We start from the raw sequence: 19574 nt of genomic DNA, 5'->3' as shown, positions 1-19574 counted from the left end.
TTACAGCACCTGGTCGATTCGGTCTGCAATAGTCTTCTCACGCACTGATTCCGGAGTCACCCCAGCGATCGTATCGAGGAAGGCGACACGATAGCTCTCGGGGCCGTCGTGCTCCGTCTCGGCTGCGCGTTCGCCAGCGTGTCCGAACGCTGTCGTTCCACACAACGCGGCTTCGGACGCGTCGTCGATGACCCCGTTGAACGTCGCGAGCGTCGCCCCGAGTACGCACCCGGTCCCGACGATCGACCCCATGCGTTCGTGCCCGACACTGAGTTCGTATGCCGCCTCACCGGTCGCGACGATATCCGTCACGCCCGACGCGACGACGGTCGTGTCCGCCGAGGCGGCGAGTGCGCGTGCGGTCGCCGCGATCTCGTCGTACTCGCCGACGGATTCGACGCCGGCGACGTCTGCTTCGACGCCGGCTAGTGCACTCACCTCGCCGTAGTTACCCTTGATCGCGGCGAAGTCGACCCGTTCGAGGAGCGTTTCGGCGTACTCGTCCCGCGTCGGCGTGGCGCCGACGCCGACAGGATCGAACACGACCGGGACGTCCAGTTCGTTCGCCGCCTCACCGACCGCCACCATCGTCTCGACCTCCTGTGGCGATGCCGTGCCGATGTTCAGCAAGACGGCACTTGCGCCGTGAACCATCTCCTCGGCGTCACCCGGGGTATCAGCCATCACGGGCAGGCCGCCCCAGTGGAGGGTGACCTGGGCGACGTCGTTCATCGTCACTCGGTTCGTCAGGTGCTGGACGAGCGGGGACCCGTCGGAAAGGGTCTGGAGCGCGTTCGCCAGGCTGTTCGAATCGATCGGGACGGAGTCAGACATTGGCAACCACCTCGCCGAGTTGTTGTGTCGCTGCCGCTGGATCGTCAGCGGCCGTAATCGCACTGATGACGGCCACGCCCGTGGCTCCAGCCTCGACGACGTCGGCCGCGTTCGCCGGCGTGATCCCACCGATCCCGATGACCGGAATCGAGACGGCATCGGCGACTGCAGCGACCCCGTCCGGCCCGATCCCGTCTTTGGCCTCGTCGACGTCTTTCGACGACGTTCCGTAGACGGCGCCAGTTCCGAGGTAGTCGGCGCCGTCGCGCTCGGCTGCACGGGCGTCGTCGACGCGCCAGGCCGAACAGCCGACGATCGCGTCCTCCCCGAGGAGTTCGCGTGCCACTGCCACCGGTAGATCGGATTGCCCGAGGTGAACGCCGTCAGCGTCGATCGCCATCGCCAGATCGATCCGGTCGTTCACGATGAGTGGCACATCAGCCGCGGCGGTACGTTCGCGAAGCGCTCGCCCGAGTTCGTACCGTGAGCGGGCGGTCGTGTCTTTCTCGCGAAGCTGTACCACGTCGATCCCACCCTCGATGGCCGCCGAGACGACCTCCGGTGTCGATCGGTCACCGGAAATCGACGCTTGGGTTACGAGGTAGGTCTCCCAGTTCGATGGCGTCACGACCATACGTGGAGCGCTCTGCTACAAAGTGACTTCGACGCTGGCCGGCGTGAAAGGACCCACACACCAGGACCGGATATGGAACTCGTAATTGAAGCCCAATATCACGACGCAAAGAGTGATCGTGGCCAGCGCGAGACCCGTTGGAGAGGTTCCCGATTTGTCGGTCGAATACGCCGTAGTTCACCGATATTGAATATACTATTTCTTTATCCAACCGTCCATTCCCACGATTCTAAAATATCTTTCCCTTGTGCAACCATTAAGAGGAATGCGGGCCTACTACGAGGTGAGATGAGTACCCAGAAGACAGTCCGACAGCCAGCCGACTCGATCGTGGAGAACAGTCTCCGGCTGGACACTGACCGGTCAGAGCAGATCGTCGACGCGCTCAACACGGAACTGGCGAACACGTACGTCCTTTATCACCAGCTGAAGAAGCACCACTGGGTCGTCGAGGGAGCAGAGTTCCTGCCGATACACGAATTCACGGAAGAGGCCTACGAACACGCGGAGGAGGGGGCGGATCTGATCGCCGAACGCGCACAGGCACTCGGTGGGGTTCCCGTCTCCGGGCCCGCCGAGCAGGCCGACCGTGCGACCGTCTCGTTCGAAGGGGAAGACGTCTACGACGTTCGAACGATGCTCGAGAACGACCTCGAGATGTACGGTCACATCATCGAGTCGATGCGCGATTCCATCGAGCTCGCCGAGAACCTCGGCGACTTCGCGACGGGTGAGATTCTCCGAGAGATCCTGGTGACCGTCGAGGAAGACACCCACCACGTCGAACACTACCTCGAAGACGACACCCTCGTCCTCGAAGAAGCGACCCACTGACGATCGATCGACGTCACACCACGCCGTTTACCAATATTTCCGAATAGTAGTCGAGAACGGACAGAGCCGAGTCTCAATCAAGTGGCCCGTCGCACGTGGATCGAACCGCCCGTCCATGCCTAGCGGGACAGTTCGACGACGAGGTCGGAGGAGATCCAGCCGTCAGCATTGCCGCGTTCGGTGAACACGCGACGGCCGGGTTTCGTTTCGTGGCAGGAGACGACGACTTCGGACTCCGTCGAAGGAGTATCCGTCGCCTGTCGTGAGTCGGGGGCATCCATTGTCGTGTAGTCGATTAGGCCGGCCTAAATTCATAAGGGTTGCGTTCCACCGGGTCGGCGGCCGCTGCTCCAACCTGTGAAGCGGTTGGCCCCGAGTATACACGTGAGTGTGAGGCGTTCCTGATTGGCCGACATCCCATCGGGTGATTCGGTACTGTACCTGTCGAGTGTCCGTTTTCATCGCTACCCGCCGTCTGTGACAGGTTCGTCCGCCCTTGCAAGTTGTGCGGGGGCGGTGCGTTCTGGCTGGGACGAGACTTTTCGACCCCGCGATCGACAGGGCGGGTATGGAGTTCACAGTCGTCCAGGGAGATATCGCCGACCAATCCGCAGACGCACTGGTCAATGCAGCCGGAACAAGCTTACGGATGGGATCCGGCGTTGCGGGCGCGTTACGTCGTGGTGCTGGTGGTGACATCAACGACGCCGCGATGGAGAAGGGACCGATCGACCTCGGTGCCGTCGCCGTCACGGATGCGTACGATTTGGACGCGACCTACGTCATCCACGCGGCGGCGATGCCCCACTACGGGGACGGACAAGCCACCGAGGAGAGTATTCGCTCGGCGACCCGGAACGCGCTCGAACGTGCCGACGTCCTCGAGTGCGAGTCGATCGTGATCCCCGCACTGGGCTGTGGCGTCGCGGGGTACGACCTTGCTGACGGAGCTACTCTCATCGTCGACCAGATCCAGTCGTTCGAACCCGAATCGCTGACTGACGTCAGATTCATCTTCTACAGCGACGCCGAATACGAGGCGGTACAGGCGGTGATACCGGATCAGTGAGATGTGAGACGGGACGTATCTGAGACGGAATGTACCGGATCGTGTGTGAAGCGGCTTGCGGATACGACAAAGCGATACGTGCGCGGATCACTCGAGCGAGAGACTGCGGATTTCGACCGACGAGCCGTCTTCGACGCGCCCGATAACGCCCCCGTCCGTCTCCGCGGCGAGCTCGGTTGCCTGCTCGGGCGGGAGCGAGAGGACGAATCCGGTGCCCATGTTGAACGTCCGGTGCATCTCCGCGTCGGAAACGGACCCTTCGGCCTGGACGAAGTCGAAGACCGGCTGTGCAGGCAGCGGATCGTCGACGACGTACCGCCGATCGCCCATCCGAAGGAGGTTCGTCCATCCGCCGCCCGTGACGTGTGCGGCGGCGGAGACGTCGTAATCGTGGATATACTCCAGCAGATCGGTGTAGATCCGTGTCGGTCGAAGCAGCTCCTCGCCGATGGTCCGGTCGGGAATCGGCGGGAAGTCGTCGGTGTACTCGTGGTTGCGCGTGACGGCCTCCCGGGCGAGCGTGAGCCCGTTCGAGTGGATCCCGTTGGAGGGAAAGCCGACGAGGGCGTCACCGACCTCGGCGCTGCCGTCGAGTACGTCGTCCTTTCCGGCGAGGCCGGCGCAGGTGCCGGCGAGGTCGAAGCCGTCGATGACCTCCGGCATGACCGCCGTCTCGCCGCCCAGTAGCGTCAGATCAGCCCGTTCGAGGCCAACGGCGAGACCTTCCCCGATCTCGTTCGTCAGGGCTTCGTCGGGGTCTTCGATCGCCAGATAGTCGACGAACGCGACCGGTTCGACCCCCGCCGCGACGAGATCGTTCGCGTTCATCGCGATGCAGTCGATCCCGATCGTCGAGTAGTCGTCGATGGCCTCCGCGACCATCAACTTCGTCCCGACGCCGTCCGTCGCCAGTGCGAGGTATCGATCACCGATGTCGAGCAGTCCGGCGTACTCCGTCGTCAGGTCGCTGCCGAACGCCTCGAGGAGCGCTGCCGTCGCGTCCTCGCTCGCCTCGATGTCCACCCCCGTCTCCGCGTAGGTGAGTCCCGTCTCGTCGTCGCTCATACTGGATCGAGTGCTGGGTGGCGGCAAAAGACCACCGGTCCGCGCCGAGATGGGGGCCCGGACGGAGAACGGCTGCTGTCGAAGTCCCGGTTAGATGCCGACGACGAAGGTGACGTACAGCGCCGCGAGCAGGCTCGGAACGAAGACGAGGACGAACACGCTCGTGTTCCATCGCTTCACCGTCGCGCCGTCGAGGGGTCCCCACGGGATCATGTTGAACGCCGCGAGGAAGAGGTTGATCCAGAGGCCGAGCTGGCCGATCTCGCGGACGATCCCGGGTGCGCCGACCGTGTCGTGGACGAGTATCAAGGTGAAGAATACCGCAGCGAGCGCCTGGTTCGTCAGCGGCCCGGCGAGGGCGATGAGGCCGTTCTGTCGGGCGGTGAGTCGCCCGCGGTGATAGACGGCACCCGGTGCGGCGAACAGGAAGCCGACCATCGCGCTCAATAACGCGATGAACAGCATGCTGTAGTCGGCTTTGAAGACGGCGATCTGGTCGAACCGAATCGCGACGACCTTGTGGGCCAGTTCGTGACTCAGGAAGCCGACCCCCACCGTTACCACGCTCAGACCGGTCATCCGGACGAGTTCGGTCGGATCGATCCCACCGATCGCCGGTTCCCGGGACAACAAGAGGGCGAACGCGACGCTCAGGACGATCCACGCAGCGGCGAGATCCAGGAGTTCCCGTGTGCTGAACGACAGGGTCGACCGCTGGGCGTAACTCATTCGAACAGCCCCACGATCGTCTCGAGACTGTTGCCGGCGCCGTCCATCAGCTGGGCGAGTAGTTCACTGACACCGCCGATTTCCCCGCCGAACCACGGAATCACGGCGAGGATGAAAAGCGCCGAGGCGATCATGCTGCCGACGTTCGTCAGTGCGACGATGACGATCAGCCGGAACAGTTCGACGTCAAGCATCTCGTCGAACAGTTCACCGATCGGGCGTTCGGTGTCGTCTAACAGGTCGTTTAGCACGCCGATGTCGCTGACGTTGACGGGGCGATGACGAAGCTCCATGTAGCCGGCGAACCAGCCGGGTGCGAGCAGCGGATTGATGCTCGTCAACCAGGCGACGCCACCGCCGACCGCTGCACTGCTGAGGCGGGCGCCGGCCAGACGGGCGAGCGAGAAGGCGAAGATTCCGTTGACGAAGAACCAGGCGAGAAAGAGCTTCAGGAGGAGGACGTTCTCCACCCCGGCCATGAGGAGCAGACCGAAGAACGCCACGAAACCGATCATCATCAGGTAGCCGACGACCTTGGCGATCGAAAAGCGCCGACCCGATGCCGTCCCGGTTATCGACTCGATCGGGGGGAGGGAGGTTGGATTGTCGAGATACTGTTCGATACCCGCGCGGTGGCCAGCACCGACGACGGCCACGACGTGATAGCCTTCGTTGCGAAGCGCATGTAGGCGATTCGCGATGAACGCGTCGCGTTCGTCGATCAACGCTTCGGCACCGCCGGGACTGAATCGACGGAACTCCTCCATCATCGCCGTGACCACGTCACCGTCGGTGAGCTGATCGATGTCGAAGTCGTCGAAGTCCTCGACTTGCTCGTTCGACGGGGCGAAGAGGCCACCGAGGACGATTCCAAGGCCGCCGAAGATGCCGACGCCAGCGAGGATCCCGACGATCGTTCGGATCGCCAAGGCGCCGGCGTGTTCGACGGCACCAGCCGACAGCGGACCGACGTACGTGTTCGTCGCGACGACACCGATCATGGCCCCGACCCCGAGAACGACACCGGCGAGCAGCCTGAGCGAGAAGCCCGAGAATAATCCGCTGTCCCCGAGACTGTCCAGTGATGGGACGAACAGCAGCCCAAAGAGGGCTCCGGCGGTCAGCCCGATCGCGACCGCACCCACCGTACCCAAGATTGTCGAACTCGAGATGCCGAGCGTGAGGAGACCGGTCATCCCGAGCATGGGGGCGAGACCGATCGCGAAGAGGAGGCCGAACAGGGCACCGAACCCGGCGCCGAGCGAGAGGCCGACGGTCGTCGGTTTCGTCACGCCGAATGCGAGCCCGCCGACGAGTTTGGCCTTCTCACCGATGGTAAGACGCGACCAGAATCGTTGCATCGTCACCTGAATATCTCGGTCGACGAGAGCGACACCAAGGCCGTTGCGTTCGGCGGTGTCGATAGCGGCCTTCATGTCCGCGCCAGGTTCGACGTCGAACCGGTCGCCGAGCTGAGACTGGACGTACGAGAGCATCCAGTAGGCCAGAAACTGAAAGACCGTGTTTCCGGAGAGGAGATCGGCGGCTTCGATGTCGTCCGGCGTCCCGCCTTTCATCTGGCGGTACCTGCCTTCGTCTAGTTCGACGGCGACGACATCGGGGGACTCCTCCTCGATCGTCTCCCTCACTTCGTCGACGCTCGCCTGCGAGACGTGTGCCGTCCCGACGACCGTGATCTCGCCCTGATCCCGGTCGGGTGGGTCGGGTGGACGGGGCGTACCGTCCTCGCGTACGTCACTCATTACTGTCGGTCAACACGCCGACGACGTTTAGGCGTATCGAACATGGGACCTACGGCAACCACGCGCTGGGCAACCGCGACGATCCCGTTGATGTCCTTCGACCACGGCCTGAGAACGCTTCGATACACCGCGCTAACCACTGTCTCCCACGCGTGACATCGATGCGACACCATCTTTTCACTCCGACGCGCAGCCCAGCATATGACCGAACTCATGGAGACCTATATCGAGAATCGAACCCTCGTCCAGCCGAATCACACCAACATGCTGGGCAAGACCCACGGCGGGCACGTCATGAAGTGGATGGACGAGGTGGGCGCGATGGCAGCGATGCGCTTTTCGGGCGAAACCTGCGTGACGGCCCGCGTCGACCGAATGAACTTCGAACTGCCGATCCGGCTCGGTGACTCCGCACTCGTCACCGCCTACGTCTACGACGCTGGAGCAACGAGCGTGAAGACGCGCGTGACGGTCGAGCGGGAGGACCTCCGGACGGGTGAGAGCGAACTGACGACCGAATCGTACTTCGTCTACGTGGCCATCGACGAAGACGAGCATCCGACGACGATCCCCGACCTGACCGTCGCGACGGAAGACGGCGAGCGACTTCGCACTGAGGCGCTCGAAGGTGAATCCGGACAGGGCAGGTAGCTCCTCCAGAGCAGCACAGGTACGTCCTGTTGCCCCGTTTCGATGTCGTTGGCCCCACCGGGTTTCGATCAGTATACACCATCGGTTGTCGATCCACGATCACCGTCCGTTTTCGGTCTGCATGCACCACCATTTTCGCGGTCGTCGATGCGAGGTACCTTATGCGCACCGTCGTACACCTGATTCAGGACGACGCCGAGGATCGAAAATCTGCACTCGCGATCACGAAGAACCTCACCGAGGACGATTCGGTCGAACTGGACGCCGTCGCCGTCGTTGCCCAGGGCCCGGGGATCGAAGCCGTGCGGAACGACGCAGCAGTAAGTGAGCACGTCGAGTCCCTCCTTGACGACGGTGTCTCGATTACCGCCTGTCAGAACACGATGGACATGCACGACCTCACCGAAGCCGATCTCGTCGACGGCATTCAGACTGCCCCCTCCGGCGTCGGCGAACTCACGCGGCTCCAGAGCGACGGCTACGCGTACATCCGTCCGTAAGTTTGGGTCGGGCTGGTCCATTTCGTGACGATCGAGTTCGTACTCGAACCAGGCTCAATTCCGTGTGGGAATTCTTAACCGGTGACCGCCCATACGACCGCGTATGCCCCTCGACGTCGAGCCACCTGCCCCGCCGGAACTCGAGTACGTCGACCCGAACCAGTACGACGACGCCTCCGTGGCTGACGGTCCGGACGTCGATTACCGTCGGCAGGAACTGCAAGAATTCCTCGAAGCGGGCGGCTGGGAAGAGGCGTTCGACCGCTGGCGCGCGGACGCGGCGTTGTCCGAACGGGAGTTCGCGATCGCGACCGACATGGATCTCTTCTCCCAGTTCGACTTCTTCTGGGACGACTTCGCCGACCGGGTCGGCTATCACGCGCCAGGTATTCCGGAAGACTGGCAAGAGCGATCGTATCACCCGGAACTCGATACCTGGGGAACGGTCTCCGCGATCAACGCGGGCCTCACCGAGTTCGGCCAGATCGTCTGCGAGCACCTCAAGGAGTCGTACGTCGATTGGGAGGCCGAGTACGAGCCGCCCGAGGACTTACCGGACTTCTAGAGGACTCGAACGAACGGCTCCCCGGGGCCGAACCCTCACCGACTGGCGACGAGGAAGAACGTCTCGGGTCGTTCTCGAACGGCTTCGATCGAGAACCCGGCCGTTCGGAGCTGGTCTGCCGCCGTGTCCGCGGAGAACCGTTCGTCGGTCGGCGGCCCGTCGGCCCCCTCACCGTCGGCGTCCCAGTCGACCGTGACGAGTCGACCGTCCGGGCGAACGACGCGCGCGAGTTCGGCGAATGCCTCCTCGCTCGCGTACTCGTGGTGGGTCATCGTGGAGAAGGCCCCGTCGAGTTCGTCGTCGGCGAAGGGCAGCGAATCGACGCCGGCCGTCACCAGATCGACGTTCTCCGGAACACCCTGTTCCCGGTACTTCTCGTGCATCTCCTGTTGGACGTCGACGGCATAGAGCGTCCCGACGAACGGGGCGACGTCGTCGGTGTAGAATCCGGTTCCGGACCCGAGGTCGGCGACGGTCGCGTCGGTGCCGGTTGGGAGCGCGGAGAGCAGTTCTTCACGGGAGCAGTATCGGTAGCGGCCGGGATCGCGGAGGCCGTCGGCGCGATCGACCGGGAACGTGTGAAAGCCCATGAAGAGATCGTGGGTTCGAAACGCCCAAAAGTGCTTGCTTCCAGGACCGTGAATTGCCTGTCACTGGCGCCGACAGATGCGGCCGAACACCCAAGGTATATTCGCGTTCCCGCCGAAATTGCTGCCGATGAGCCTGATCGACGATCTGGACACGTACGGCGATCCCAACGACATCGGGCCGCTGGATCAGGCCCCGCGCGAACCCGAGGGTCCGCCGGACACCTCGACGGGTGACTTCCTCGTCTGGACGTTCGAATCGGAGAGTTCGCGGTCCGTCCCCGACGTCTACCTCGTCGCACGCGACCCGGATCCGCTCGATTTCAGGATGTGGATCTTCGCGGGCCGTGGCAGTCGCGCCGAGTTCGTCCTCCGGGCCTCACACCGGTACAGTCCGGACGAGGCCACCGAATACGAGCAGACAGAGTGCTGTGAAGTCCTCATGGAAGGCGAGTCACTCGAGGGAGACCACTGTCCGGACCCAGTTGCGGACTACGTCGCCGAGTTAACGGGCGCGCCGGTCTCGCTTCCCGGCCAGGAGTCCGATCGCGATCGCGGCGACGACTCGCCGATCCAGTACTGACCACGGTTCACCAGAAGTGGTGCAGGGTTGTCCTGCAAGTCTTAGAAGAATGCGCCAGCGACCAGCAGCGGGAAGACGAGCGTCGCCTCCGCCTGGATCTCGGTGTAGTTGCTCCCGTCGGTCGCCTTGATCTTGCCCCAGGAAACGGCCTCGTTCGGCGGGGCGCCCGAGAGCGAGCCGTCACCTTCCATCCCGGTCTGGATGTAGATGGCGTACTCGGCGCCGCCGCGGAAGAGGTTGGTCATGATCGCGTGGTGTTTCGGGACGCCGGCACCGACCGCGATGAGCCCCGTCGTATCCTGGAGCATGCTGTCGCCGATCAGAGAGTCGTAGTCCTCGACGATCTCGATGCCGACATCGGGCGTGTCGGGGCGCTGGCGGTAGTAGTACAGGAAGTTGCCGACCTCAGCGTCGGTGAGCGCCGGGCAGTAGACCGGAACGTCGTTTCGGGCGGCCTGATAGAGCACCGAATCCTCGTCGTCGAGCGTCGCACCGAGTTCACGAACGAACTCCGAGGGGGTGCGGATCGCCTCCTCGTCGAAGAAGTCGTCGAAGAAGTCGTAGAGGTACTCTTCCAGCCAGACGTAGCGGTCGGAGGGAACGAAGATGTTGCCCAGGCGGTTGATCCCCCGTTCGCGCAGGGCGGCCTCGTCGGCGTCCCACTCGCCCATCTTGAATGGTTTCGCGGTCTTGATGACGTCCTCGGTGATCGACCCGGAGGTCGTGATGATGACGTCGACGTGCCCTTCGCGGACGAGCGCGGCGACGACCTCGCGAAGGCCGGAGGAGATCACGTTCGAGGTGAGCGTCAGGTAGATCGTGGCGTCCTCGTCTTGCATCCGCTCGGCGATGTCGATCGCCTCCGCGAGGTGTGTCGCCTGAAAGCCGGTCGTCGCGTAGCTGTCGAGAATCGATCCCAGATCGACGCCGTCGCGGAAGTCGTAGCCGCGGACGTCCGCCCCGTCGAGTTCCTCGTCCGTCCCGGGAACGACGTGTTCACGGGAGTCGTCGGGTTCCATGGCCAGTCGTAGCCGACAAGACGGTTTCAATGGCTCGGAACGCCGGCGCGGAAACGAACGCATAAATCGGTCGACCGACTGACCTCACGCATGGACACCTACGAGTTGCTCACCCGGAACACCGACGAGGTGGTTGTCGAGGACGAGGTTCGCGAACTGGCCCAGGATCCCGACGGCAAACGGGTCTACGTGGGCTACGAGCCGTCTGGCGTGCTCCACCTCGGGCACCTGTTGACAGCGAACAAACTCATCGACCTGCAAGAGGCGGGCATGGAGGTCGTCGTCCTCCTTGCAGACGTCCACGCCTACCTGAACGACAAGGGCACCTTCGAGGAGATCCGCGAGACGGCCGAACGAATGCGCGCGCAGTTCCTCGCGTACGGCCTCGACGAAGAACGGACGGAGTTCGTCTACGGGTCTGACTACCAGCTCGAAGAAGACTACACCCTCGACGTACACGAACTGGAGCTCTCGACGACGCTGAATCGGGCCCAGCGCGCGATGGCCGAGATCCAGTCCGGCGAGACGGCGAAGGTGAGCCACGTCGTCTACCCGCTGATGCAGGCGCTGGACATCGAGTATCTCGATCTCGACCTGGCGATCGGCGGAATGGACCAGCGCAAAGTCCACATGCTCATGCGCGAGGAATTACCCGACATCGGCTACGAGGCCCGCCCGGTCCTCCACACGCCGATCGTCGCAGACCTCACCACTGGTGACGGGAAGATGTCCTCTTCCGAGGGCGTCACCATCTCGATGGAGGACTCCGCCGAGGAACTCGAAGAGAAAGTCAACTCGGCGTTCTGCCCGCCGACGCGTGACCCCGAGGGAGACCTCGAGAATCCCGTCCTCGAACTCTTCGAGTACCACGTCTTCCCCCGCTTCGAGGAAGTCGTCGTCGAGCGACCCGACGAGTACGGCGGCGATCTGACCTACGAGTCCTACGAGATGCTAGCGACCGACCTGGAGTCCGGCGAACTCCACCCAGCCGATGCAAAAGGTGCGCTCGCGAGCTACCTCGACGAGTTGATCGCACCCGGACGCGACGTGCTGTCCGAGATGCGAGCTTAACTCGGCAATGTGCGGTTCTGCTGATTTCGGTAGGAGTCGGCGAACCCCAATTTCCTGGCCCGTATCGGCTCTTTGAAGGGCATGCCGTGGCGAGGTAGAGTATGGACGAGACGCGCCAGGCCGTGATCGAGGGGCTGGAAGCCGGCCCAGTAACGGGACCGGAGCTCGCCGACGAGCTCAATATGTCGCGTGCGGCCGTCTGGAAACACGTGGAGGCGCTGCGCGAGGCAGGATTCGCAATCGACGGGACGCCGTCGGGATACGCGCTCGGCGACGTATCGGGGTACAGTGGCCCGCTCGTCGAGTACGGCCTGGACGCACCGTTTTCGATCGACTTCCACGACACCCTCCCCAGTACGAACGAGCGGGCGCGCGAACTCGCTGCAGACGGCGCCGATGACGTCGCTGTCGTCGCGAACACCCAGTCGGGTGGCAGGGGACGACTCGATCGCGGCTGGGACTCTCCGGCTGGCGGCATCTGGACGAGTCTGGTCTGCCGGCCGACGATTCCGCCCGCTCGCGCGCCACTCTACACGCTCGCCGCCGCCGTGGCAACGACGGAGGCCAGCAGGGAGGCGGGTGTCGACGCCGGGATCAAGTGGCCCAACGACGTCGTCGTCCCGGCCGACACCGATCGCGGCTACCGTAAACTCGCAGGTATCCTGACCGAGATGGAAGGCGAGACCGACCGTATCTCGTGGCTCGTCTGCGGCATCGGCGTCAACGCGAATGTCGACCCATCGGCCCTTCCGGCTGGCGCCACCTCGATCGTCCAGGAAGCGAGTGCGGTCGACCGGCGGGCGTTTCTCCAGCGATTGCTCGAACGCTTCGACGCGCGGCGCGACGATCTGTCGGCCACCCTCGACCGCTGGCGCGAACTCGCCGTGACGCTGGGTCAGCGGGTGAGCGTCACCCACCGGGAGCGGACGATCGAGGGGACGGCCGTCGCCGTCACCGAGTCGGGCGCGCTCGTTCTCGAGACGGACGACGACAGGGTCACCGTGACGGCAGGCGACTGCGAGCACCTGAGGCCGGCGTCCGATCAGACCTGATCCGGCCGGTCCAGATGCCCGTTCACGTACAATCAGTGTTCACACCGATTCGCAGCCAACCCGTTACGTCCTCTCCTGGACGTCCATTCAGCGAATTGACTTACGCCCGACTCAGTGTCACTCGGCGGTTGCAACCGCCTCGGACCGCCCCTCCGCCTCGTCCTGCTCGTCGTCACCGACGCGAACCGTCGTCACCGGGATCGGGGCAGATCTGACGACGCGTTCGGCGACGCTGCCGAGCAAGAGTCGGTCGATCCCGCCGCGTCCGTGGGTCCCCATCACGATCAGATCGCACTCGTTCGATCGTGCGTGCTCGACGATCGATCGGCTGGGAGAACCGTTGACGACGCAGGTTCGTACAGGAATGTCTGCCTCCCGCTCGGCGGCCAGTTCTCGAACGCGTTCGACGGCCGCCGCTCCTTCGTCCTCGAGTGCGCGTCCGATCCCGTCCCAGGCGGTCTCCATCGGGAGACCGCCGTAACTGGTTGCGTTGACGACGTAGAGCGCATCGATCGCCGCGTCGTGAACCTCGGCGAGGTCAATCGCGTGCGAGATGGCTCGCTCGACGGCGAACGATCCATCGGTCGGGACGAGAAGACGGTCGTACATCGTGGTATGGTACCACGTAACTCTCCATCCTAATAGGCGTATCGCGGTTTCGAACCGAAGCATGTCGGGTGCGAGCGGAGCTGCCTGGGCGGATTACCAGTCACTCATCTCGACGGACCGACCGTCGACGATCACGTCGGCGACGTCACCCTGCCCAGCTCGACGGACGACAGCTCTGACGGGGTCGAGAACGCCAGCGAGGTTCGGTGTGTCGGCGTCGAGGACGAGGAGATTCGCGGGCCGTCCTTCCTCGATCAGACCGTCGTCGCGGCCGAGGAGGGCGGCCCCGTTTCTGGTCCCCATCCGGAGGATCGCCGGGGCCTCGAGCGAGGTGTGTTTCGCGAGGAACTCCATCTCCCGGAACATCGACGGCGAGTTAAGCATCACGTTGTCGGTGCCGAGCGCTACCGTCGTCCGGCGAGCGAGTTCGTCGACCGGGGGAACGCCGACGCCCGTGACCAGGTTCGAGCGTGGGCAGACGGCGATCGGGATCTCGTCCGATTCGATCCGCTCCAGGTGGCGGGGTTCGGGGTGGACGACGTGGACCAGAAACTCCGGTGAAAGGTCGAGCGCGGGGTCGAGATCGCTCGGATCGGCCTCGCCGGCGTGGATGCCGAACGGTTTGTCCGCTGCCGCAGTCGCGCGCCGTTCTCGCTCGAAGTCGGCGTCGTTCGCCCCACTGGCGCCGAACCCGTCGCCTGCTTCCATCGCCTCGACCGATTCGCGTCCGAACGCGTAGGCGTCGATCGGAAGCTCACTCGCCGCCTCCTCCAGTCGTGAGACACCCTCGACGCCGCCTTCGCGGAAGTCGAGACACGCGACCGTCCCGGTTGCCAGGGCGAATTCGAGCGACCGCTTCATTCCGTCAACCATCTCGTCACGATCGGCCTCACGGAGGAGTCGGTGTTTCAGCCCGTCGGGAGGCGCGACAAGTTCCGCGAGCGAGAGGCCGCGACCGGCCTCTTTCGCGATCGAATCGCCGAGGTGGGTGTGGGCGTTGACGAACGCTGGCGACACGATGCGATCGGGAACGTTCGTCGCCTCCTCGATCGCTTCGATTCGACCGTCTTCGATCACGATCCGCCCCTCGATCGGCTCGTATTCCGATCCGCGAAGGATCGTTCCGGAAAGTTCCATGGTCGTGATTCGACCGGTCGCTCCTTGAAGCGTTCGAAGGCGGGAATTCGTCATCTCGATCGTACCCAGGCTCTCGCGACGGACGAGAGTCCTTTCGGCGTCCCGGCAACGGACGAGAGTCCGATGCGGCGGAGCGGGCTCACTCGGCGAAGTGATCGAGCGTGGTGTAGAGCCCGTCCCGGACGTCGCTCACGAGCGGGCCGTCGATGTCCAGCCCGAGCACGTCGACCGCTGCACGACCGACCCGATCGCGTTCGTCGGCAGGGCTGTAGACGCCGAGGCGCCACTGGGCGTACTGCGCAGACCGGAGTGCGTCGACGAGTGGTGACTGGTGACCGAGCTGGCGAACCTCCCCGTTTACCAGCACGCGTGTGGTGGATTCCGCCATCGACGGGCGGCTCGGCACGTCGAGGATCACGTGACCGACGGGAACGTCGGCCCTGTCGGCGATTTCGTGTTCGAATCGAACGAGATCGTCGTGAGTGGCTTCGATGATTCCGCCGGGTACGTCGTCGATCTCCGCCCAGATCGCCCGCTTGTAGAGTCGCCGTTCGTCGAGTCGCCGGACGAGCGGGTGACTCGCCTCGCACTCGCGGAGGGCGACGACGAGTTCCGCGTCGTCCATCCAGGCCAGCGTCCGGGCGTCGGTTCCGCCGGCGTCGAGGAGGGCTTCGGTCGCCCGTCTGAGCATGGCCTTGCTGATACGGGCGACGCTGTGGCTGTAGACCGTCGGGTTCATCAGCGCCCGGGCGACGAGCAGACTCTCGGCCGTCTGGACGTTGCCCTCACCGAGGACGAGTTGCCCGTCGACGTATCGCAGTTCTCGAACCAGCCGACCGTGGTCGATCGCGCCGTAGGGGACACCGGTGTGGTGGGCGTCGCGGACGAGGTAGTCCATCCGATCGACGTCCAGTTCCCCGGAGACGAGCTGGCCGAACTCCCCGTCGCCCGCAACGAGATCGGCGATTCGATCCGGTTCGAGGCCGTGGTCACAGAGGACGTCGGCAATCTCGCCGTCGGCGAGCAGATCGTGGACGTCGTCGTGGTACCGGCCAGTCCGTCGCTGGATGAGCTCCTCGACGTTGTGGCTGTAGGGCCCGTGGCCGACGTCGTGGACCATTGCCGCAGCCTTGATTCGATCGGCCTGGATTCCCTCGATCCCAAGTTGCTCGAGTGCTTCACAGGCGAGATGGTAGACGCCGAGGCTGTGTTCGAACCGGGAGTGATTCGCCGACGGATAGACGAGTGAGACGGTCCCCAACTGGGAGATGCGACGCAACCGCTGGAGTTCCGGCGTATCGAGCAGCGCCCTGGCCACGCCGTCGACGGCGATGTGATCGTGGACGCTGTCTTTGATCACTTTCATTGTCGGTCCATCGAGGGGCTCCCATAAAACTGTCACCGGAGTGGCTCGCCGACGGCCTCGCGATGGACAGCATCAGGCTTGCGACGACTCACTCGTCTCGGTAACCCGCTCCCAGGATCCCGACTGGTCACTCGCTTCGATCGCGGCGAGTACGTGCTGGGCAGCCAGTCCGTCGGCGAACGACGGCTCGTACGCATCTCCCTCGGCGACGGCTCGCAAGAACGACGCGTTTTCGTGGACGAACGTGTGTTCCCACCCGAGGACGTGGCCCGGGGGCCACCAGTGATCGATGTAGGGATCGGTTTCGTCGGTGACGAGAACGGTCTCGTATCCTCGGTCGTCCGGACCGAGCATTTCGAGTTCGTTGAGTCGCTCGAGCGAGAACCGCAGACTTCCCTCGCTCCCGTGAATCTCGATCGTATGGTCGTTCTTGTGACCCGGAGCGATCCGAGAGCCTTCGAGAAGCCCGATCGCACCGTCTTCGAACGCAAGCTGGGCGGTGTACTCGTCGTCGACGGTCACAGGTCGCGTTTCTCCAGCCGGCCCCTCCACGGGCCGTTCCGTCACGGCCGTTCGCAGGTGCCCGCTCACGCGTTCGATCCGGCCGCCACCGGGCGCGTCACCGACGAGAAATCGTGCAAGATCGACCGTATGTGCGCCGAGGTCACCGAGCGCACCTGAACCAGCCAGCTCCGCGTCGAGCCGCCAGGACCACGGTGCCTCCGGATCGACGAGCCAGTCCTGCAGGTAGCGTCCACGGAAGGTCCGAATGTCGCCGAGCGTGCCGGACTGAATCAGCTCGCGCGCGTATCGAATCGCCGGAACGAACCGGTAGTTGAAGCCACACGCCGTCGGTACACCGGCCGAACGGGCGGCTGCTGCCATCTCAGTGGCGCCGTCGAGCGTCGCTGCGAGGGGTTTCTCCGAGAAGACCGAAACGCCAGCCTCGAGCGCCGCGATCGCCGGTTCAGCGTGCAGGAAGTTCGGTCCGAGGTTGTAGAAGACGTCGACCTCGTCGACGACCGATCGCCAGTCGGTCGCCGTCCGATCGAACCCGAGTCGGGTCCGCGCGTCCCCGAGCGCGTCTTCGTCCCGGCCGATCAAGACGTCGCGCGTGACGTCCGGTGTGTCGGGAAAGAACATCGGGAGCCGGGCGAACGCGTTGGCGTGGGCGGTACCCATGAACCGGTAGCCGAGGACGCCGACGTCGAGTGCCATGCGGACGCTTCGCCGACGCGACAGTTAGCAATTATTCACAGCCGGCAACCAGTCTATTTCCCACCTTCCGTCCGACGCCCTCAGTCGATGCCTTCGGTCCAAAACGGGGCGTCGGGTTCGCCCTCGAAGACGATCGGCGCCAAAAAATCGATGGCCTTCTCGAGACCGTCTTCGGAACTCGTCAGCGAATCCTCGTGCTCGATGCTGATGGCGTCGTCGTAGCCGACGAGGCGCAACGTCGAGACGACGTCCTTCCAGTGGCGAGCGCCATGGCCGTAGCCGACGGAACGAAACAGCCACGAACGGTCGCGTTCTCGGTCGAACGGCGTCGTGTCGAGAACCCCTTTCACTCGCACGTTGGCGTCGTACCGGCGCGTATCCTTCGCGTGGACGTGGTGGATCGCGTCGTGTTCCCCGAGCGCCCGGATCGCGTCGGTGATCGAGATACCCTGCCAGTAGAAGTGCGAGGGATCGAAGTTGGCACCGATCCGCGGACCCGTTTCGTCACGCAGTCGCAACAGCCCCGTCGGTTCATATACGAGCATGTTCGGATGCATCTCGATCGCAACGTCGACGTCGTGCCTGTCGGCGACCGACGCAACGTCTCTCCAGTACTCGATCGCGACGTCCCACTGGTAGGCCAGCGCGGATTCGTGTTCGGGCGGCCACGGCGCCGTGATCCAGTTCGGCGTCTCGTCGTCCGGGCTCCCCGCCGGAAGCCCGGAGAAGCACGTCACCGTCGAGACGTCGAGTTGGGCTGCCAGGCGGATCGCCTCCCGAAGTTCGGTGTCGGCCCGTGATGCACGTTCTTCGTCCGGGTGGAGCGGATTGTTGTGCGTCGCGAGAGCACTGATTCGTATCCCGTGATGATCGAGTGCGTCCCGAAGTTCAGCCTGCGCTTCGTCGTCGTTCAGGTACATCGCCCGCGCCACGTGGTCCTCTCCGGGGAAGCCGCCGACACCGGGTTCGACGGCGGAGACACCGCGGTCGGACAGGTATTCGAGGACATCCTCGAACGATCGATCTGCCAGAGACGGCGTGTGTACACCGAGATCCATGGCCCATCGACCACAGCCGCGTCGATAAAACCCGGACACGGTCCGAGTAGCGCGCGGCTCTCCCGCGAGTCCCGAAAGTGCCGACCCACACCCGAACGTGCTCGCCGGGGAGCCAGCGTGACCGATCAGGAGAGCGAAACCGCCTCGCCACGTTCACTGGACCGGTAAATCGCCTGAATTACGCGCTGGACCGTGAACGCTTCGGCGACGTTCGAGGGATCTTCTCCGTCGAGAATCGCGTCGAAGAACACCTGCTGTTCTTCGCGATGGGTATCCACGTCGCGGGTTCTGACGGACGTATCTTCCAGCGCGGCTGGCCCGTTCGTCCGCGCGCGATGGAACGTGAGATCGTGTTCGATGAGGTCGAACCGGGCGGCGGCCTCGGTGCCGTGGACGACGAACTCGTGGGTCGCCGGTCGATTCGTGGCCCAGGCAACTTCCAGCGAGACTGTCTGGCCGGAATCGGTCCGGGCGAACGCACTCGACGAGTCCTCCACGTCGAACGACTCCGGACCCGCATCCTCGCCCCACATCTCGAGGTAGACGTAGTCGTCGCGCCGTCCGAAGTCAGATCTGGTCTCCCCGAGAACGACCGTCGGGGCCGGGAAATCGATGACGTACAGCGCCAGGTCGATGGCGTGGACCCCCAGGTCGATCAACGCGCCGCCACCAGCACGTTCCCGGTGGGTAAACCACGTTCCCCGCCCGGGAACGCCGCGTCGGCGGACGTAGTTGGCTTCGACGTGTCTCACGTCGCCGAGTTCGCCACGATCGATTCGATCCCTGACGACGGCGACCGTGTTGGAAAAGCGGTTGTTGAACCCGACCATACAGGCTGCCTCGGAGTCGGCGGCAGCCTCGACGATACGTTCTGCGCTCTCGACGGTGTGTGCAAGCGGTTTCTCGATCAGGACGTGGATGTCGCGTTCGAGCGCCTCGACCGCGTACGGTTCGTGATACTCGTTGGGTGTCGTCACCACCAGCGCGTCGACCGACTCGTAGAGCGGGTCGCCCCGGTCGTACGTCGGTGCGTCGTACCGACGTTCGAATTGCTCGCGAGCGCGTGGGTCGATATCGACCCCGCCGACGAGCGAAACGCCCGTATCCAGCAATCGCTGGCCGTGGTACTGCCCGATGTTCCCCAGGCCGACGATTCCCGTCCGGATAGACGAGCGATCACGTGTCATGGTAGCTCCACTATGGACTGCACGTCAGACGGACATACGCACC

General features: G+C 64.1%; 22 protein-coding genes. 8 read left to right on the top strand and 14 right to left on the bottom strand.

From position 1 onward, the window contains the following. On the bottom strand, window positions 1-834 hold the full coding sequence (gene thiM / locus HALRU_RS07340) for a hydroxyethylthiazole kinase (protein ID WP_015300765.1): 834 nt from the start codon (window positions 832-834) through the stop codon (window positions 1-3). After that, window positions 827-1462: a thiamine phosphate synthase gene (gene thiE / locus HALRU_RS07335; protein ID WP_148680645.1), complete on the bottom strand. Its 636-nt coding sequence runs from the start codon at window positions 1460-1462 to the stop codon at window positions 827-829. Before thiE ends, thiM begins: the two co-directional genes overlap by 8 nt. A gap of 294 nt (window positions 1463-1756) precedes the next feature. Between thiE and dpsA the strand changes: the two genes are divergently transcribed. Next, window positions 1757-2302 carry a DNA starvation/stationary phase protection protein DpsA gene (gene dpsA, locus HALRU_RS07330; protein WP_015300763.1) on the top strand — a complete coding sequence of 182 codons (546 nt, stop codon included), beginning with the start codon at window positions 1757-1759 and terminating at the stop codon, window positions 2300-2302. A gap of 119 nt (window positions 2303-2421) precedes the next feature. Here dpsA and HALRU_RS15635 read toward each other — a convergent pair whose 3' ends face one another. Further along, window positions 2422-2583: a hypothetical protein gene (locus HALRU_RS15635; protein WP_007696537.1), complete on the bottom strand. Its 162-nt coding sequence runs from the start codon at window positions 2581-2583 to the stop codon at window positions 2422-2424. Window positions 2584-2870: 287 nt separating this feature from the next. On the opposite strand from HALRU_RS15635, the gene HALRU_RS07325 reads away from it, so the two are divergent. After that, window positions 2871-3371, top strand: a complete 501-nt coding sequence (locus tag HALRU_RS07325) for a macro domain-containing protein (protein WP_015300762.1) — start codon at window positions 2871-2873, stop codon at window positions 3369-3371. An 87-nt stretch (window positions 3372-3458) separates the two neighbouring features. Here HALRU_RS07325 and purM read toward each other — a convergent pair whose 3' ends face one another. The 3 genes from purM to HALRU_RS07310 form a co-directional block, all read right to left on the bottom strand. Beyond that, window positions 3459-4436, bottom strand: coding sequence for a phosphoribosylformylglycinamidine cyclo-ligase (gene purM, locus HALRU_RS07320; protein WP_015300761.1), 978 nt, complete (start codon window positions 4434-4436; stop codon window positions 3459-3461). Between the two features lie 90 nt (window positions 4437-4526). Beyond that, window positions 4527-5165, bottom strand: coding sequence for a Zn-dependent protease (locus HALRU_RS07315; protein WP_015300760.1), 639 nt, complete (start codon window positions 5163-5165; stop codon window positions 4527-4529). Continuing rightward, window positions 5162-6928: a TraB/GumN family protein gene (locus tag HALRU_RS07310; protein ID WP_015300759.1), complete on the bottom strand. Its 1767-nt coding sequence runs from the start codon at window positions 6926-6928 to the stop codon at window positions 5162-5164. The genes HALRU_RS07315 and HALRU_RS07310 overlap by 4 nt, the downstream gene beginning before the upstream one ends. Window positions 6929-7129: 201 nt before the next feature. Between HALRU_RS07310 and HALRU_RS07305 the strand changes: the two genes are divergently transcribed. From HALRU_RS07305 to HALRU_RS07295, 3 genes are all read left to right on the top strand, one after another. Further along, window positions 7130-7579 carry an acyl-CoA thioesterase gene (locus HALRU_RS07305; protein WP_015300758.1) on the top strand — a complete coding sequence of 150 codons (450 nt, stop codon included), beginning with the start codon at window positions 7130-7132 and terminating at the stop codon, window positions 7577-7579. 161 nt (window positions 7580-7740) lie between these two features. Further along, a complete protein-coding gene (locus HALRU_RS07300; protein ID WP_015300757.1) occupies window positions 7741-8079 on the top strand; it encodes a DsrE family protein in 339 nt (112 codons plus the stop codon). A gap of 103 nt (window positions 8080-8182) precedes the next feature. Further along, window positions 8183-8644, top strand: a complete 462-nt coding sequence (locus HALRU_RS07295; protein ID WP_015300756.1) for a hypothetical protein — start codon at window positions 8183-8185, stop codon at window positions 8642-8644. 35 nt (window positions 8645-8679) lie between these two features. Here the strand turns inward: HALRU_RS07295 and HALRU_RS07290 are convergent, their stop codons facing one another. Then, entirely contained in the window at window positions 8680-9234 is a 555-nt protein-coding gene (locus HALRU_RS07290) for a class I SAM-dependent methyltransferase (RefSeq protein WP_015300755.1), read from the bottom strand. 127 nt (window positions 9235-9361) lie between these two features. On the opposite strand from HALRU_RS07290, the gene HALRU_RS07285 reads away from it, so the two are divergent. Next, a complete protein-coding gene (locus HALRU_RS07285) occupies window positions 9362-9814 on the top strand; it encodes a hypothetical protein (protein ID WP_015300754.1) in 453 nt (150 codons plus the stop codon). 41 nt (window positions 9815-9855) lie between these two features. Here the strand turns inward: HALRU_RS07285 and HALRU_RS07280 are convergent, their stop codons facing one another. Next, window positions 9856-10833, bottom strand: a complete 978-nt coding sequence (locus HALRU_RS07280; RefSeq protein WP_015300753.1) for a deoxyhypusine synthase — start codon at window positions 10831-10833, stop codon at window positions 9856-9858. Window positions 10834-10923: 90 nt separating this feature from the next. Between HALRU_RS07280 and HALRU_RS07275 the strand changes: the two genes are divergently transcribed. Both HALRU_RS07275 and HALRU_RS07270 read left to right on the top strand, forming a co-directional pair. Beyond that, window positions 10924-11904 (top strand): tyrosine--tRNA ligase, encoded by a 981-nt coding sequence (locus tag HALRU_RS07275; RefSeq protein WP_015300752.1) that lies wholly within the window; start codon window positions 10924-10926, stop codon window positions 11902-11904. A gap of 101 nt (window positions 11905-12005) precedes the next feature. Next, complete coding sequence (locus tag HALRU_RS07270; RefSeq protein WP_015300751.1) at window positions 12006-12956, top strand: biotin--[acetyl-CoA-carboxylase] ligase; 951 nt, start codon at window positions 12006-12008, stop codon at window positions 12954-12956. 117 nt (window positions 12957-13073) lie between these two features. On the opposite strand, the gene HALRU_RS07265 is transcribed toward HALRU_RS07270, so the two are convergent. The 6 genes from HALRU_RS07265 to HALRU_RS07240 form a co-directional block, all read right to left on the bottom strand. Continuing rightward, complete coding sequence (locus HALRU_RS07265) at window positions 13074-13565, bottom strand: universal stress protein (protein WP_015300750.1); 492 nt, start codon at window positions 13563-13565, stop codon at window positions 13074-13076. A gap of 93 nt (window positions 13566-13658) precedes the next feature. After that, window positions 13659-14702, bottom strand: coding sequence for an amidohydrolase family protein (locus tag HALRU_RS07260; RefSeq protein WP_015300749.1), 1044 nt, complete (start codon window positions 14700-14702; stop codon window positions 13659-13661). A gap of 139 nt (window positions 14703-14841) precedes the next feature. Further along, complete coding sequence (locus HALRU_RS07255) at window positions 14842-16068, bottom strand: HD domain-containing protein (RefSeq protein ID WP_015300748.1); 1227 nt, start codon at window positions 16066-16068, stop codon at window positions 14842-14844. Window positions 16069-16140: 72 nt separating this feature from the next. Then, complete coding sequence (locus HALRU_RS07250; protein WP_015300747.1) at window positions 16141-17286, bottom strand: Gfo/Idh/MocA family protein; 1146 nt, start codon at window positions 17284-17286, stop codon at window positions 16141-16143. Window positions 17287-17366: 80 nt separating this feature from the next. Further along, window positions 17367-18344, bottom strand: a complete 978-nt coding sequence (locus HALRU_RS07245; protein WP_015300746.1) for a sugar phosphate isomerase/epimerase family protein — start codon at window positions 18342-18344, stop codon at window positions 17367-17369. A 125-nt stretch (window positions 18345-18469) separates the two neighbouring features. Then, the gene (locus HALRU_RS07240) at window positions 18470-19531 is read right to left on the bottom strand and encodes a Gfo/Idh/MocA family protein (protein ID WP_015300745.1); all 1062 of its coding nucleotides are present in this window, start codon (window positions 19529-19531) and stop codon (window positions 18470-18472) included. Window positions 19532-19574 lie beyond the last annotated feature (43 nt).

Origin of the sequence: Halovivax ruber XH-70 (assembly GCF_000328525.1) — an archaeon.
GTDB classification, from domain to species: domain Archaea; phylum Halobacteriota; class Halobacteria; order Halobacteriales; family Natrialbaceae; genus Halovivax; species Halovivax ruber.
The sequence above is the reverse complement of the archived record's forward strand: the minus strand, read 5'-3'. Positions and strand labels throughout refer to the sequence as shown.